This window comes from Mesorhizobium sp. WSM4815 (assembly GCF_055811575.1).
This window is the reverse complement of the sequence record NZ_JBVVQS010000083.1, coordinates 41288-56159: the sequence shown is the minus strand read 5'-3', so window position 1 is coordinate 56159 and position 14872 is coordinate 41288. Positions and strand designations below refer to the sequence as shown.

General features: G+C 63.0%; 15 protein-coding genes. 10 read left to right on the top strand and 5 right to left on the bottom strand.

Going from position 1 to position 14872, the window contains the following annotated elements; translation table 11 throughout:
* Positions 1-190: 190 nt before the first annotated feature.
* The 3 genes from AC0L2B_RS08010 to AC0L2B_RS08000 all read left to right on the top strand — a co-directional run bounded on the left by AC0L2B_RS08010 (position 191) and on the right by AC0L2B_RS08000 (position 3097).
* Complete coding sequence (locus AC0L2B_RS08010; protein ID WP_473744846.1) at positions 191-1930, top strand: PAS domain-containing sensor histidine kinase; 1740 nt, start codon at positions 191-193, stop codon at positions 1928-1930.
* Entirely contained in the window at positions 1905-2669 is a 765-nt protein-coding gene (locus tag AC0L2B_RS08005) for a peptidoglycan-binding domain-containing protein (RefSeq protein ID WP_473744845.1), read from the top strand. The genes AC0L2B_RS08010 and AC0L2B_RS08005 overlap by 26 nt, the downstream gene beginning before the upstream one ends.
* A gap of 80 nt (positions 2670-2749) precedes the next feature.
* Positions 2750-3097 carry a DUF1491 family protein gene (locus AC0L2B_RS08000; RefSeq protein ID WP_128168044.1) on the top strand — a complete coding sequence of 116 codons (348 nt, stop codon included), beginning with the start codon at positions 2750-2752 and terminating at the stop codon, positions 3095-3097.
* A gap of 60 nt (positions 3098-3157) precedes the next feature.
* Here the strand turns inward: AC0L2B_RS08000 and AC0L2B_RS07995 are convergent, their stop codons facing one another.
* The 5 genes from AC0L2B_RS07995 to AC0L2B_RS07975 all read right to left on the bottom strand — a co-directional run bounded on the left by AC0L2B_RS07995 (position 3158) and on the right by AC0L2B_RS07975 (position 8895).
* Positions 3158-4165, bottom strand: a complete 1008-nt coding sequence (locus AC0L2B_RS07995; RefSeq protein WP_473744844.1) for a hypothetical protein — start codon at positions 4163-4165, stop codon at positions 3158-3160.
* Positions 4166-4698: 533 nt separating this feature from the next.
* Positions 4699-5247 carry a DUF1254 domain-containing protein gene (locus AC0L2B_RS07990; RefSeq protein WP_473744843.1) on the bottom strand — a complete coding sequence of 183 codons (549 nt, stop codon included), beginning with the start codon at positions 5245-5247 and terminating at the stop codon, positions 4699-4701.
* A complete protein-coding gene (locus AC0L2B_RS07985; protein WP_027152780.1) occupies positions 5240-5824 on the bottom strand; it encodes a DUF1214 domain-containing protein in 585 nt (194 codons plus the stop codon). The genes AC0L2B_RS07990 and AC0L2B_RS07985 overlap by 8 nt, the downstream gene beginning before the upstream one ends.
* 114 nt (positions 5825-5938) lie before the next feature.
* Positions 5939-8098, bottom strand: a complete 2160-nt coding sequence (locus AC0L2B_RS07980) for a transglycosylase domain-containing protein (RefSeq protein ID WP_473744842.1) — start codon at positions 8096-8098, stop codon at positions 5939-5941.
* A 158-nt stretch (positions 8099-8256) separates the two neighbouring features.
* Entirely contained in the window at positions 8257-8895 is a 639-nt protein-coding gene (locus AC0L2B_RS07975; RefSeq protein WP_473744841.1) for a TetR/AcrR family transcriptional regulator, read from the bottom strand.
* Between the two features lie 170 nt (positions 8896-9065).
* On the opposite strand from AC0L2B_RS07975, the gene AC0L2B_RS07970 reads away from it, so the two are divergent.
* From AC0L2B_RS07970 to AC0L2B_RS07940, 7 genes are all read left to right on the top strand, one after another.
* Positions 9066-10619 (top strand): trimethylamine methyltransferase family protein, encoded by a 1554-nt coding sequence (locus AC0L2B_RS07970; protein WP_473744840.1) that lies wholly within the window; start codon positions 9066-9068, stop codon positions 10617-10619.
* Positions 10620-10865: 246 nt separating this feature from the next.
* Positions 10866-11114 carry a hypothetical protein gene (locus AC0L2B_RS07965; protein WP_023800824.1) on the top strand — a complete coding sequence of 83 codons (249 nt, stop codon included), beginning with the start codon at positions 10866-10868 and terminating at the stop codon, positions 11112-11114.
* Between the two features lie 12 nt (positions 11115-11126).
* Positions 11127-11393, top strand: a complete 267-nt coding sequence (locus tag AC0L2B_RS07960; protein WP_292426355.1) for a DUF1488 family protein — start codon at positions 11127-11129, stop codon at positions 11391-11393.
* Positions 11394-11527: 134 nt separating this feature from the next.
* Positions 11528-11938 carry a DUF3168 domain-containing protein gene (locus AC0L2B_RS07955; RefSeq protein ID WP_473744839.1) on the top strand — a complete coding sequence of 137 codons (411 nt, stop codon included), beginning with the start codon at positions 11528-11530 and terminating at the stop codon, positions 11936-11938.
* A 168-nt stretch (positions 11939-12106) separates the two neighbouring features.
* Entirely contained in the window at positions 12107-12406 is a 300-nt protein-coding gene (locus AC0L2B_RS07950; protein WP_077381969.1) for a hypothetical protein, read from the top strand.
* An 87-nt stretch (positions 12407-12493) separates the two neighbouring features.
* Positions 12494-13159 carry a response regulator transcription factor gene (locus tag AC0L2B_RS07945; protein WP_023800820.1) on the top strand — a complete coding sequence of 222 codons (666 nt, stop codon included), beginning with the start codon at positions 12494-12496 and terminating at the stop codon, positions 13157-13159.
* The gene (locus AC0L2B_RS07940; RefSeq protein WP_473744838.1) at positions 13143-14594 is read left to right on the top strand and encodes an ATP-binding protein; all 1452 of its coding nucleotides are present in this window, start codon (positions 13143-13145) and stop codon (positions 14592-14594) included. Before AC0L2B_RS07945 ends, AC0L2B_RS07940 begins: the two co-directional genes overlap by 17 nt.
* Positions 14595-14872 lie beyond the last annotated feature (278 nt).

Sequence of the window (14872 nt, the reverse complement as noted above, 5' to 3'; positions counted from 1 at the left end):
TATCTGCCTCGGGCCGGGCATCGATCGGTCCTGCCTTATCCATTCCTTAAACGCTGGATGCGAGTTTCAGATCGACAAAAGCATCTGCGAAGCAGGGCTGTTCACGACCAGGTGCGAGTGCGTTGAGTTGAGTTCGATAAGGGCCAGATACGTTGAGTTGCCCGGCGCGATGGCAGCCGGTTGCGAACGTATGGTTCATCCGTCGATCCTCGGACAGAACGACCGCCGGTGCCAGAGGCGGTTTATCGGTGTCATGCTGGCCGCTCCGTTCTTCGCCGCAGGCGCAGCAGTCACGCTGGTCACCTCGGGCATGGGCGTGGCCGTGACCATGGCTGCGATCTTTGCGACGTTCGGCCTCTGCTGGTTTGCTGCCTTGCTGGTGGCAGCATCGGGCAAGATGGCGTTCGCCGGCCAGGTCGCCCTGGTGATGGGCAGTCTTGCTCTTGCCGGTGTCATCGCCGCGGCGGGCGGGATGGCCTCGCCGGTCGCCATGCTTGTCGTGGCGCTGCCGTTCGAAGCCTGGTGGATCGGCGCGTCTCGTCGCGCTGCACTCTGGGGTGCCCTATCCGCATGTGTCGCTATCCTGCTGCAGGCTTTTGCCGGTTCTGTCTTCCCGTTCGGTCCGACCGAAATCGCCGCCTGGCATTGGCTGCTGCCGCTGGCCTGGGCGCTCACCCTCGTTCCCCGCGTCGCAGCGCTTGGCAGCGCGGCCGGCGCGCAGCTTGATCCGGCGACCGACGATCGGCTCGAGAACATCATCGACGCCGTTGTCCTGCGGGCCGGCCGGCATGGCGAGGTTCTGGATGCGTCGGCAAAGGCGCGCACGATCCTGAAGCTGCAGCCGGAACTGCTGTTCGGTACCGGCCTGTTCGACCGCATCCATCTGTCCGATCGCGTCGCATACCTCAGCGCGCTGGCCGACATGCGCGATGGCGCGCCGGCGCGCCGGCTGGATCTTCGCGTTCGGCTGCCGCAAAACGGCAATGGCCCGACGGCGGACAATTACCGGCCGTTTTCGCTTGAATTGGCGCGCGGGGAAGAGCAGCAGGACGTCCTCACGTTCGTCCTGCGCGAAAACGACGAACTCGCCGGCTTGCGCGAAGAGCTAGCGGCTGCGAAAGAGGCGGCCGCGTCTGCCGAAGTGGCAAAGGGACGGTTTCTGGCGGTCGTCAGCCACGAGCTGCGCACGCCGTTGAACGCCATCATCGGTTTTTCCGACATGCTGCTGCATGAGATGTTCGGCACCTTCAAGGACCCGCGCCAGAAGGAATATGTCGGCCTGGTCAAGGAGTCCGGCCAGCATCTGCTTGCCGTCGTCACCTCGATACTCGACGTATCGAGGATCGAAGCCGGCGCCTACGCAACCGAGCCGGAACCATTCCGTTTCGTGGAAGCGGTCGAAATGTGCCAATCGATGATGCGCTTGCAGGCTAAGGCAAAGAACATCGATCTACAGGCCCAGATCGCACCGGATGCAGGCGAGATAAACGCCGACCGTCGTGCCGTGCAGCAGATACTCATCAACCTCGTCTCCAACGCCATCAAGTTCACGCCCGATGGCGGCGATGTTGTCGTCGGCGCCAAGCGGATCGGCTCGCGACTGCATTTCTGGGTCAGGGACACCGGCATCGGCATCGCCGAGGAAGACTTTGCCAATCTCGGCAAGCCGTTCATGCAGATCCAGAACGACTATACGCGCCGCTTCGAGGGCACCGGGCTCGGCCTGTCGCTGGTGAAGGGTCTGGTGGCGCTGCACGAGGGCACGATGTCGATCGAAAGCATGCCGGGGGAGGGCACCACGGTCACGATCAGCTTGCCGGTGAACGGACCGAAAGGACGTTCGAACGACAAGCCCGGCGTACTGCCGATGCCTGCAGCCAAGGCGGAGACGAAAGGGGACAGGCATGGCTCGCTCCGCAAAACAGCCTAGGGCGGTCAAGCGCCGCGGCAATGCCTTCCAACGCAGCGCGGTCGCCCTCGGCAGCCAGATTTCACGCAATCCGGTTCTGGTTGGCGGTTCGACCGCCTTCCTGGTGACGCTGTTCTACGTCTCGGCGAACGCTTTGTGGTATCAGCCTTTTCCTCATGCCGGCGCGTTTTTTGCGACTAGGAGCATGGAGGGGTTTCCTCGAGCCGGCGCCGACGAGCCTGAAACCACCATCAACATCGTGCGGCCGGAGCCGGCCCCGATCAAGAGCGATCCGGTCGTCGAGCAGGTCCAGGGCATATTGAAGGATCTCGATTTCTATTCCGGCACCGTCGACGGTATTTCCGGCCCCAACACGCGTAAGGCCATCCAAGCCTATCAGCAGAAGGTCGGGCTCAACGCTTCCGGCGAGATCGACAGCATTCTGCTCGATCAACTGGGCGCCATGCCAACCGCCTCGACGGTCGTGCCGCATCCGGCACCGCGTCCGGACGACATAGCCGCGATTCACGTCTCGGCTTCGCCGGCAGATGCGCCGGCGCAGGCACCCGACGCCCGCATCATCAAGATCCAGGCCGGGTTGAAGGCATTCGGCAATGACGACATGCAACTCGATGGCGTGGTCGGGGCCCGCACCAAGGCAGCGATCAGGGAGTTCCAGTCGCTGTTCGGGCTGCCTGAGACCGGCGAGCCCGACGAGGTCGTCTACGTCAAGATGCGCGAGATCGGCCTGACCAACTGATGATTGGAGGCGGGCGGTTTTTGGTTTCACCCAAACGCAAAGCGCTCTAAGTACCGTCCGATGTCGTCCGGAATCTTGCCATGCGCGTAACCACCGATCTGTGGGTGTCGGCCCTGCTGCGCCGGGTTTTCGGCGCCGGCGGCTTTGCCGCCGTGGTCAAGCGCGGCGCAACCGAGGCCGGCGCCGTCTTCGTGCTGGCGCGAGGCCGCATGGGCGAGATTGCCTTGTTTGGCCCGGCGCCGCAGACGAGCTACGATTCAGCCAAACCCGACGACCGTTACTTCAGTTTGCTCGGCGCCGGCGACGATGCCGCCGTCTTTGACGGGCGACTGGAGAGGGAGAAGAAATTCGACCCCGACATCTGGGTGGTCGAGATCGAGGCCGGCTCTGTTCCCGTCGAGGAGCTTCTTTCCGTCAAGTCGCAATAGCGATATGCAGACAAAGGCTTAGAGCGTTCGCTTGAATCTCTTTTCAGGCGCGACGGCGGGTCAAACGCGACGCGCTTTAGGGCTGGCGGCAGCATTGTCGCTGTCCGCTTTGCGGACGTCGGCGTTAGCCGCGATCGGTCCGGCATTGCGAATGGCCTTCGACAGTGTCTCGGCTTTCCAGCCGCGTAGCCTGTCCAGCGCTGCGTCGCGATGCAGCAGCCGATAGCGGTCGAGGAAGATGCGGATGGCCTGCGGATGCGAGAACTCTGTGGGATAGACGGCGGCGGTGATCAGGAACGCCCTCTCTTCGCCGAGATCGAGCGCGCGCAGGGCGGCCAGCAGCGACGTGTAGCTCCGGTGCGCGGTGAGCGACCGTGCCGTTGAAAAATCGATCTCGAGCGCGTCGGCCAGTGCTGTCTGGAAGAATGCGGCATTGCCGGTCAGCGCCGTCTCGCGCAGTTTGACATAGGTGTTAGCGCCGGCGAACGGATTGATCGTCGCGCCGCCGCTTTCGGCATCACGCATCATCGACCGCAGCCGGCGTCGTGCAGCCTCGGCGGCGGTGCCGGGCACCTGCTGGCTGTCGGCGACGACTTCGGCGCTTTCCGGCACCGCCTTGGCGTTCGCCTCAGGCTGCCGCACGCTTACCAGCGTCGGCTTTTCAAGCGCCCTGATCAGGTGGGCGATGGTCGGGTTCAGATCCTTGCGGCGCGCAATGGCGCGCGCATGCGGCAGGCCATGGCGTCCGATCAGCGCGATGAGGTCGATATCGCTGAGCGCGCGCGAGCGGATGAGCAGCGGCGCGGCAACGTCGACCGGCTCCTCGCAAAGCCGCCGGACCAGCGCAGCGGGCGCATATTCGCATTCGGAAAGGGCGGCGGCGACGTAGCGGCGCGATTCGACCGACACATCGGCGAAAAGCGGCAGCGTCAGATCCTCAAGTTGCGCGATCTCCCGGCGCGAAGGGCGGGTGAGCGAACAGAACGCCGACACCGTGGCGCGGAACAGCCTTTCGGCCTTTCCCGATTCAGCCCGTATAGCGATTTGCCTGAAATCCGCAGATGACACGAAGGATACGCCTGACACTCGACACAATCTTGACCATGCTCGACCGGGACTGTGTCGGTTTCGCATTTGCCACGGGTCAGGACTTCCTGACCTCAGAACAAAGATCAAATTAGCGGCGATCCGTTAGCGTTCCGTTAACCTACTGGCTCCTTAATCAGATTGGAGGCGTTGCGTTGTGCTCCGGGGCAACCGAGAGGAATGCACGAACCATGGGCATGGTACTGTCTTTCGTGCCGCGACCGGCGGCAACCAATCGAGCAGACCGAAACACCGGAGCGCCGGCGGCGGTGATCATTTTTCCCGGCGTCCGCTACGAGCAACCGCCACTGACGGGCGAGACGCGGCCAGGCGCCGGTCCGGACAAGCCGGGTTCGTCAAGGACGATGCCGGGGACGTCGGGGACGTTGCCTGTTCCGCATCACTAAAGCGCGTCGCGGCTGGCTGGGCGCGCAAGGATGCTCTATCCCCTTGAACGACCGCCGCGGCGGGTCGCAAGGCATGGGGCCGGAACCGGCAGCATGTCTCGGTTGACGTCAGTAGTCCTGCAGCTCGCAGGAACTCTGCTCAAGAAACCGCGACACGGTCGGCTTCCAGCTGTCGTCGGGCACGAAGGAGCGGATGACGAACATGCCTTCGTCGATCGGCGCTTCGACGAAGATTGCCCCTTGCAATTCCTCCGGGAGATCCTTGCGGATCTCGATCATCTGCGCCGGCGTCAGTACGATACTGTCCAGCACCCTTCCGGTCGCGCTGTGGTCGTTGAAGGAGTAGATGTTATGGCCGCTGCGGTCATAGACCGATACGGACCAGAACGGGACGTTTCCCGGTGCCTTCACCCGAACCATCCCATCGGACAGATCGAAGCGGCAAGCCGCAGCATAAAACAGCGGATCGACCGATTTCACCACAGGCGTACCGCCGGCCTCAGCGTCCAGCCTGGTCATCCGATAAAGGTTGGAGGCCATGGCCAGCCGCGACCAGGCATTGCGTTCGGAAAATTCCGGGGCGAGCAGCAGCACGACGATGTGTACGATGCCGGCGCCAAGCAGGCCGAGCAGGATCGCGTGCAGCAGCCTACGCATTGCAGCCGACCTTCACGATCTGCGGCAGCGTGACATCCGAAAGGCCCGTGCTGCTGGCGATCGGCGTGTCGTAGAATGTCAGCACGAGATACATCCGGCCGAAGCCGTCGGAAAGCAGCCAGTTGCCGGGCGCGGGGCGGTTGCTGACGGAAATAAGCACGGAATTGTCGGGCTGGCGCAGCACCTGGTAGGACTGAAGTGCCGCAAGCCTTGGCTTGCCGGTCTCGACCACGCCGAGCGACCGATCGGCGGCATAGAGGGTCCAGAACCGGGCTGTGGGAAACCCGCCTTCGATTTCATAGCCGCATTGGCGTTTCAATAGTTCGCCATCTGAATCGCGTTCGGCGATAAACGACAGGCCTTCTGCCTGCCCGAGTGCAAGGACGCCCTCGCGCGCCACGCGGGCTTTCGAATAAGGATCCGCCGTCTGCGTGCCGATATCGGGAAACGCCGTCCATTGGCCGATCCTGATCGCGCCAATGCCATCCTGCGTCTTGAGAGCGTACCAGACGCTGCCGCCGCCGCCGCCGATGGCTATGGCAAGCGCGAGGAGCGTCAGGAATGCGTTCTTGAGCATGAAGAGCCGCGGGCAAGAGGAGTGCCGCTCGGGATATCGCGGGGCAGGGGGCCATGGCAAGCGGACCTCTGTGGAATTGCGGCGCGAGGGATGGCCTGGCCCGTCGTGCCGGCATCAAAGCGCCGACAGCGTCTCCGGTGTCGCAGGCGCCTGGAGGACGGGCGCCGACTGGAACAGCCTGGTGATGTCCCTGAGCGCCCGCGTCGTCTGGCTGGACAGCACCGGCGGCCGCTCGGCGGCAGTGTCGGCCGCTGCCTGCTCGGCATTCTTCTTTTCCGCTTCCTCGGCCTTGGCGGCGATCTCTTCGTCGACGAAGGGATGATCGAGGCCGGGGATCGGCTTGAGGTCGATATTCTGGTGCGCATAGACCATCAGCCGCTGCCAAACCATCGCCGGCAGCGAGCCGCCGGTCATGTTGTTGGTCGGGGTGAAGTCGTCATTGCCGAGCCACACGGCAGCCGTATAGTTGCCGGTAAAGCCGACATACCAGGCGTCGCGGTAAGACTGCGTTGTGCCGGTTTTGCCGGCCGAAACGATATTGGGAAGCGCAGCGCGCCGCGCCGTGCCCATCACCGGCACCGCCGCCAGCATGGTGTTCATGGATTTCAGCGCCTGCTCCGAAAGCACACGGCGCGGCGGCGCCGCATCCTTGGCGAAATCGTAAACCACCTCGCCGGTACGGGTGACGAGTTGGGTGACGCCATGCCGGGAGCCGACTAAGCCGTTCTGGGCGAACACGCTAAAGCCTGTCGCCTGGTCCATGACGGTCATGCCCGATGTGCCGAGCACCATCGTCTTGTGCGATTCGAGCGGCGATTCGACGCCCATGGCTTCCGCCATCGCCTTGATCGGCTTGATGCCGAGATGATTCTTGGCCAGCCGCACCGGCACGGTGTTGACCGATTTGGCCATCGCCGTGATCAGCGTGACCTTGCCGGCCCGTCCGTCATTGTAATTGTGCGGCGACCAGGCACCCCAGGAGATCGGCGCGCCGGAAACGACGGAGTCCGGCGTGAAGCCGTGCTCCATCGCCGTTGCGTATACGTAGGGTTTAAACGACGAGCCGCTCTGGCGCAGCGCCTTGGTGGCGCGGTTGAACTGGCTGGCACCGTAGTCGCGGCCGCCGACGATCGCCCTGACTGCGCCATTGGTTTCGATGACGACCATGGCGCCTTCGGTGACGTTGTATTCCTTGCCGAACTGGCGGAGATGGAACTCCATCGATTCTTCCGCCGCCTTCTGGATGTTGGCGTCGAAAGTGGTGTGGGCGACCAGCGAATGTTGGCCGGACTTCGCGACGATCTTCTTGACCTCTTCGAATGCCCAGTCGAGGTAGTAATCCGGGCTCTTCTGCTCGCCGCGGTCGACGATTTCAGCCGGATGCAGCCGCGCCTGCAGCACCTGACCCTCGCTCATGAAGCCGCCTTCGACGAGATTCGACAGCACCACATTGGCCCGCGCCCTGGCAGCAGGCAGGTTGATGTGCGGCGCGTATTTGGTCGGTGCCTTGAACAGGCCGGCCAGCATCGCCGCTTCGGCGAGGTTCACATCCTTGACGCTTTTGCCGAAATAGAAATCGGCGGCCGCTTCGATGCCGAACGTGCCGCCGCCCATATAGACGCGGTCGAGATAGAGCTGCAGGATCTCCTTCTTCGACAGATTGGCCTCGAGCCACAGCGCCAGGAAGGCTTCCTTGACCTTGCGCTCCAACGTCCGTTCATTGGTCAGGAACAGGTTCTTGGCCAGTTGCTGGGTGATGCTCGAGCCGCCCTGCACCACGGAATTCGCCCGCACGTTCGCGAAGATCGCGCGCGAAAGGCCGAGCGCGTCGATGCCGTAGTGATCGAAGAAACGCCGATCCTCGGTGGCCAGAACCGCTTTGATGACTTGGTCGGGCATCTCGTCGACCGGCACCGAATCGCGCTGGATGATGCCGCGCTGGCCGATCTCATTGCCGTAGCGGTCGAGGAAGGTGATGGCGAAATCGCCCTGGGCGCGCCAGTCGCCGGCGGTTTCCTGGAAGGCCGGCAAGGCGAGCGCCAGCATGACGACGATGCCGCCGGCGCCGAGCGTGAAACCTTCGCTCAACAGCTCGATGATGCCGCGGCGCCAGCCGGAGACGCGGAAGCGCCGGAAAAAAATGGTGGCCGCTTCCCAGAACCGGCGCGCCTTGAAGCCGGTCTCGTAGAGCGAGGAATCGAACCACGCATCCGCCGCCAGCAGTCTTGCGGCAATCGGACCCCTTCTCCTGCGTGTTTTCAAAGGACTGGCCATTCCAAGATCCGGCTGCGGCTACGCCTCCCACTGAGAAGCGGCACTCATACCAGACTATTTGTCCATTTTGGCCTCGCTCACAAGGGTGAGGGGGGCTTTCGCGGTACAGTTTGTTGATACCAGGGTCGGGCCTGCCACCTCTGCCACCTCGCACTCACTTAACGCGCCGCGATAAAGCGCATGAAATGCGCCACGTCGGCATCGCTTGGCTCCTGGCCGGTGAAACTGCGCAGATAGGCGGCGAGATGACTGACTCTTGACTCGACCGGTTCCTTGAGGTCGAGCACATAATAGCCGATCTGCATGTAGTAGAGCACACGGGCGCGGATGAAGGCATCCTCTTCGCCGTAGCCATGCCGGCGATACATGTCGCGGATCGCACCCAGTCGGTCATTGTCGGCCTGGTCGATGGCCCGGCGCACGTCCTCGGAGCGGCGCGCCCATTCCCGGATGGCGAAGTCGAGCCTGGGATCGAACAGGCGCTCGTCGGCCCAGCATTCGAACACGTTCATGACCCCCATGATGACGCTTTCGGCCGGCCGCTGCGCGCGTTCGATGATCGACTTGGTGTTGGTGTCCCGCCAATGCGCAAGCAACTGGTCGAGCAGGTCCTGACGGCTCTCGAAATACCAGTAGAAGCTTGAGCGCGATACGCCGAGCTTCTGGCCAAGCGGCAGCACGCGCACGCTTGCGATGCCGTCTGAAATCAGTGTCTGGAACGCAAGATTGATCCAGTCCCGGCGCGTCACCTTGGTGTTGCCGGACGCCGGCTCGTCCTGCGGAGAAATCATGATCATGGCCGCACTTAGGCATGAGGGCGAACTGCATACAACCATACTAGACACATATGTACAGTGCAAGTATCCTGTCTGCCTCTACGAACTGGGCCGAGCGGCCGACGCGCGTCATCGCGGCTCCTGCCTACGATCCGCAACGCAGGGCAATACGGCAATGAGGAGTATCCGCCATGGTCGATGACGCCGCACGCAACCTCAGGCGCGAACGCAGGCGCGGACGAACCGGCGAGGCCGGCAGCGAGACCAGCCGCCGGCCGGACTATCGTTCGCTGAAGAACCCGTTTCTGCCGCAGCCGATCTTTTCGGCCGACCAGGTCGCCGCGATCCACGACACGGCGCTGCGCGTGCTCGAGCAACTCGGCGTCAAGGTGCTGCTGCCGGAGGCGCGCGCCATTCTTTCCCGTGCCGGCGCTTTGGTCGACGAGGACAGCCAGATGGTGCGCATCGGCCGCGACATCGTCGCGGCGGCGCTGGGCTCGGCGCCGAAATCGATCCGCGTCCATGCCGGTGACCGTGCCCGCGACCTGACGCTCGAACTCGGCTCGATGACGTTCCTGGCAGGATCCGGGGCGCCGAACGTCACCGATCTGGAGCACGGCCGGCGGCCCGGAACGCTTGCCGCTTTCGAGGATCTCATCCGCCTGGTGCAGCATTTCGACGTGCTGCACATGCTGGGACCTTGCATCGAGCCGCAGGACATCGACAACCGCTTCCGCCATTATGCCGTCAACCGCGCGCAGTTGACGCTGTCGGACAAGCTGCCGTTCGTCTTCGCGCGCGGCACGCCGCAGGTCGAGGACGGCTTCGAGATGCTGCGGCTGGCGCGCGGCCTGTCCGAGGACGAATTCCGTTCGGGCGCTCATTGCTACACCGTCATCAACACCAACTCGCCGCGTCAGCTCGATGTTCCGATGGCACAAGGCATCATCGACTTTGCCAAGGCGGGGCAGGTGCTGATCATCACGCCCTTCTGCCTGGCCGGCGCCATGGCGCCGATCACCGTGGCCGGCGCGCTGACGCTGCAGCACGCCGAAGCGCTGGCCGGGCTGACGCTGGCCCAGATCGTGCGGCCGGGCGCGCCGGTGGTCTATGGCTCCTTCTCCTCCAATGTCGACATGAAGTCTGGGGCGCCGGCCTTCGGCACGCCGGAGCACGTCAAGGCGACGCTCGGCGCCGGTCAGCTTGCACGCTTCACCGGCCTTCCCTGGCGGTCCGGCGGCGGCAGTGCCGCCAACATTTCGGACGCGCAGGCAGCCCACGAAACGCAGTTCGCGCTATGGGGTTCGGTGCTCGCCGGCGCGACGGTCTGCATCCATGCTGCGGGCTGGCTCGAAGGCGGGTTGAGCGTCTCGTTCGAGAAGCTGATCACCGATATCGAGGCGCTGCAGACCATCGCGGAACTCTGCGCGGCGACGCCCGGCGACGAGGCCGCGATCGGCTTCGAGGCCATCGCCGAAGTGCAGCCAGGCGGGCATTTCTTCTCGACCGGGCACACTATGGCGCGCTACCGCACCGCATTCTACGAACCGCTGGTCGCCGATTGGTCGAATTTCGGCAACTGGACGCAGGCCGGGTCAAGAACCGCCACCGAGCGCGCCACCGGCATCTGGAAACGGCTGCTGGCCGATTTTCGGCCGCCGGCTTGCGCCGCTGCCACATCAGGTGTTCTCGACGAATTCATTGCGCGGCGCACGGAAGAGGGTGGCGCAGCACCGGTCTCGTGAGGATCAGCGCAGTCCCTGCACGAACAAGTGGCGGCCGTGAGCCCAGGCTAGCGCTGGTCGGAGCGGACGTACATGAGCAGTCGGTGCCGCATTGAGTTCTGTGCGAATGAATTCAGTATTATTTCACAATGTCATTTCAAGCATTTGTTCAATCAAAAACATTCTGAAAATTGGTTTTTCCGTTCCGAGCTCCTATTTTAGGAGAGAAACAAATTTTCATCACCTCAGCGAAAGGAGATTTTATCGATGGCGGAACCCAATCAGAATATCATGGAAAAAGCTGAAGCGCGCTTCATGGAGAAGCAGAAGAAAACCGCCGAGCGAAACCAGGCTACGGCCGAATATATTTCCGAGGCCAAGGCCAGGACCATCAAGACCGAAAAGTTGCGGGCACTGCGGCTGGCCAAGGAAGAGGCCGACCGTGCGGCGGAAGCCCTCAATCCCGTCGCTCCAAAGAAAAAGCGGGCGGCAGGCAAGAAAGCGGGGGCCGCTTGACGGCATCAAGTCATGAGCCTGACGTTTCCAAACCTAAGCCGAAGCTACGACGAGGCGAGCCGGCGGATCCGCTTCGTCGGCTATGATGGCATGTGCCAGATCTCTTTCTTTGTCCATGCAGACGCCATCTCGACGGCGCCGCCGGGGACGGCGACGGCCGAAGCCACATATCTCGCCGCCTTCGATTCGGCCGTCGGTCCCATACATGACGTCGCAAGGAACGCCTATGCCCGTACCGGCAAGAGCATGTATGTGCTGACCGCAGCCGATTTTCGATAAATCCCCAGTGTCCGCGCGATTGCGGCCTTGGAAATCCCGTGAACTGGCGGCAGGATTTCAACGCAGCTACGCTGCAGGCGGAAATCGCTGTCGGATGAAGGCCTGTTCAGCCGCGACGGGCGAGGGAGAATAAAATGACCGCGCCGGCTGCCGCGTTGCAGAAGGCCTTGTTCCAGGCGCTGGACGCTGACGGTTCCCTGTCAGCGGCATTGGGCGGCGCAAAACTATTCGACCATGTCCCGGAAAATATCCCGTTTCCCTATGTGACGTTCGGCCGGACCAGCGTCTATGACTGCGTAACAGGCAGGGAGAATGATGCCGAGCAGCTCTTCACTCTGCATTTCTGGTCGAAATCCGAGGCCAGGAAAGAAATGCTCGACGTGATGGACATGGTCAGCGCCCGCCTCCAGCATGCGGCGCTGGCGCTCGACGAGCATCACCGCGTCAATCTCCGGCTCGAATTCACCGAGGTCCGTTACGACGAGGATCTTTCAGCCTGTCACGGGCTGCTGCGCTTTCGTGCCGTGACGGAAGAAAACGCCTGACGCGCTTTCAATGAGGCTGCAACACAGTCTAGACTGGCGCTTGGATTTGCCGGGTTGGGGCGGCCAAATCACCGGGGTTGGTTGTGTCGCATTTCAGGGGGTGAGACAGGCATGTGTTGCAGGCAATGTTCATATCACGTTCAGCACCGATGCGTTAGGACGCTGATCATGAAAACGCTTCGCTCCCACTTCCCAACCGCGACACTTGCTCTCTGCGCTGCCGGTCTGTTTGCGTCGCAGGCGACGGCGCTGCCGGTCGTCGTGCCCGAGCACAACCGGCCGATCGTCCTGGCCGCCTCCGACTGCTACGCGATCGGTCAGCAGGTCGCCGAGCAGAATGGCGGCACGCTGGCCAAGGCGTCGCAGTCGACGCGCGGTGGCCAGCCGGTCTGCGTCATCGTCGTGCTGGTTCCGGGCAAGGATGGGCAGCGTCCGCGCCGCACGGAGATCGTCGTTCCGCTGAACTGATGCCTGCCGTATCCCAGGCGCTGGAATCGGCCTATATCTGACGTCCAGCTCCTCAACAGGCCGATTCCTCAACTGGTATGATCCCATATGCGCGTACTCGTTGTCGAAGATGACAAGGACCTGAACCGGCAGATATCCGACGCGCTGGTCGATGCCGGCTATGTCGTCGACCGGGCTTTCGACGGTGAGGAAGGGCATTTCCTCGGCGACACTGAGCCCTATGACGCCGTGGTGCTCGACATCGGCTTGCCGCAGATGGACGGCATCAGCGTGGTCGAACGCTGGCGGCGCGGCGGCCGCAAGATGCCTGTCCTGATTTTGACGGCGCGCGACCGCTGGAGCGACAAGGTCTCCGGCATCGACGCCGGCGCCGACGATTATGTCACCAAGCCGTTCCACATCGAGGAGGTGCTGGCCAGGGTCCGAGCGCTCATCCGGCGCGCTGCCGGCCATGCGTCGTCTGAACTGACCTGCGGACCGCTGCGGCTCGACACCAAAGCCTCCAAGGCCGATGTCGACGGCGTGCCGTTGAAGCTGACGTCGCACGAATTTCGCCTGCTTGCCTATCTGATGCACCATATGGGCGAGGTCGTGTCCCGAACCGAGTTGGTCGAGCACCTTTACGATCAGGATTTCGACCGCGATTCCAACACAATCGAGGTCTTTGTCGGGCGGCTTCGCAAGAAGATGGGCATCGACATGATAGAAACCGTTCGCGGCATGGGCTATCGGATGCGTGAGCCGGAGGCGTAAGGCGGAACCGCTCAGACAGACTGCAAGGACGCCGCTTTCACTGCGGTTCGGGCCGCGTTCGCTGGCGTTCCGGGTGATCGCCTTTTCCACGGTCTGGGCGATACTCACCCTGATTGTCATCTTCACGCTGATCACCACCCTTTATCGCCAGGCGAGCGAGCGCGGTTTCGACAGCCTGCTGTCGGCGCATCTGTTCAATCTGATCGGCTCGGTCGGCGTGTCCGAAGGCGGTTCGCTGACCGGCGCTCCCGACCTGGGCGACCTTCGGTTCTCGGAGCCGAATTCCGGCTGGTACTGGTCGGTGGAGCCTGCGTCGGAAGGCGTGAGTGGTGAGTTGCACTCCTCCTCGATGACCAAGGCGATCCTGTCGCCAAGCGTCGCCGAGGTTCCTTTCAATGCCAGCTTCCAGCGCAGCTATACGACAGAAGGCATCGATGGCGAGGAACTGGAAGTGTTCGAGAGCGAGTTCGTTCTCGACGCGAAAAATCGCGCAGCGCGCTTCCGCGTCATGGGCAACCGGACCGAGCTCGAGCAGGAGATAAGCGCCTTTCAGCGTCGCCTGCTGACCTATCTTTCGCTGTTCGGCGTCGGCATGATCGCCATCAACGCCATCGCCATCCTGCTGGGCCTGCAGCCATTGCGCCGGGTCAGGGACGCTCTCGCCATGGTGCGCGAAGGAACCGCGCAAAAGCTCGACGGTCGCTTCCCCGCCGAGATCGAGCCGCTCGCCAACGAGACCAACGCGTTGATCGAAAACAACAAGCGTATCGTCGAGCGCTCGCGGACGCAGGTCGGCAACCTCGCTCATTCGCTGAAGACGCCGCTGGCAGTGCTGATCAACGAGGGACGGGCGCTCGGCGGCGCCAAGGGCCAGCTCATAGCCGAACAGGCCGCCTCGATGCAGAAGCAGATCGACCATTATCTGCAGCGCGCCCGCGTTGCGGCGCAACGTGACAGCGTCGTCTACCGTACGCCGGTGGCGCCGCTGGTCCAGCGCATGGTGCGCGTGCTGCAAAAACTCAATCCGCAGACCGCTCTCTCGCTTTCGCTGCCGGCAGTCGATATCGTCTTTGCCGGCGAACGCGAGGATCTGGAAGAATTGCTTGGCAATTTGCTCGACAACGCCATGAAATGGGCAAAGAGCGCGGTCGCGGTATCGGTGGCGCCAATCCCCGGCAAGAAGACTGGCTCCGGCAAGGAGGGTGCCGTCAACCTGTTCGAGATCAGCATCGAGGATGACGGCCCGGGCATTCCAGAGGACAAGGCACGCGAGGCGCTGAAGCGCGGACGGCGTCTCGACGAGACAAGGCCGGGCACCGGGCTTGGACTTGCCATCGTCGCCGATCTCGTCAACGAATACGGAGGCGTTCTGGCTCTGGAACGGTCCAGCATGGGCGGGTTGAAGGCGGTGGTTCGATTGCGGAGCCTTCACTAATGCATGTCGCGCAAAAGTGTGCAGCGGTTTTGCGATAACGACATGCGTAAAAACAACAACCTGAAGCGCGTCGCACGAGGCCGGCCAAATGCGACGCGCTTTAGGCCTATGCTTTTTGCTGGGCCAGTCGACATTGATCGACGGTGCGTGATATGGCGGCATGTCGACTGGTCCCGGAGCCGTCGGCCGCGGCCAAATTTCCGACAAACATCAACACTATGGCCACGCCGACTTCCCCGATGGCGCGGCCCCCCAGCTTTAACTCAAGAGACCGGTTT

Excerpts from the sequence above, each read along its gene's own strand:
- AC0L2B_RS08010 (WP_473744846.1), top strand. The coding sequence starts at position 191 with ATGGTTCATCCGTCGATCCTCGGACAGAACGACCGCCGGTGCCAGAGG.
- AC0L2B_RS08005 (WP_473744845.1), top strand. The coding sequence starts at position 1,905 with ATGGCTCGCTCCGCAAAACAGCCTAGGGCGGTCAAGCGCCGCGGCAAT.
- AC0L2B_RS08000 (WP_128168044.1), top strand. The coding sequence starts at position 2,750 with ATGCGCGTAACCACCGATCTGTGGGTGTCGGCCCTGCTGCGCCGGGTT.
- AC0L2B_RS07990 (WP_473744843.1), bottom strand. The coding sequence starts at position 5,247 with ATGCGTAGGCTGCTGCACGCGATCCTGCTCGGCCTGCTTGGCGCCGGC.
- AC0L2B_RS07985 (WP_027152780.1), bottom strand. The coding sequence starts at position 5,824 with ATGCTCAAGAACGCATTCCTGACGCTCCTCGCGCTTGCCATAGCCATC.
- AC0L2B_RS07980 (WP_473744842.1), bottom strand. The coding sequence starts at position 8,098 with ATGGCCAGTCCTTTGAAAACACGCAGGAGAAGGGGTCCGATTGCCGCA.
- AC0L2B_RS07975 (WP_473744841.1), bottom strand. The coding sequence starts at position 8,895 with ATGATCATGATTTCTCCGCAGGACGAGCCGGCGTCCGGCAACACCAAG.
- AC0L2B_RS07970 (WP_473744840.1), top strand. The coding sequence starts at position 9,066 with ATGGTCGATGACGCCGCACGCAACCTCAGGCGCGAACGCAGGCGCGGA.
- AC0L2B_RS07965 (WP_023800824.1), top strand. The coding sequence starts at position 10,866 with ATGGCGGAACCCAATCAGAATATCATGGAAAAAGCTGAAGCGCGCTTC.
- AC0L2B_RS07960 (WP_292426355.1), top strand. The coding sequence starts at position 11,127 with ATGAGCCTGACGTTTCCAAACCTAAGCCGAAGCTACGACGAGGCGAGC.
- AC0L2B_RS07955 (WP_473744839.1), top strand. The coding sequence starts at position 11,528 with ATGACCGCGCCGGCTGCCGCGTTGCAGAAGGCCTTGTTCCAGGCGCTG.
- AC0L2B_RS07950 (WP_077381969.1), top strand. The coding sequence starts at position 12,107 with ATGAAAACGCTTCGCTCCCACTTCCCAACCGCGACACTTGCTCTCTGC.
- AC0L2B_RS07945 (WP_023800820.1), top strand. The coding sequence starts at position 12,494 with ATGCGCGTACTCGTTGTCGAAGATGACAAGGACCTGAACCGGCAGATA.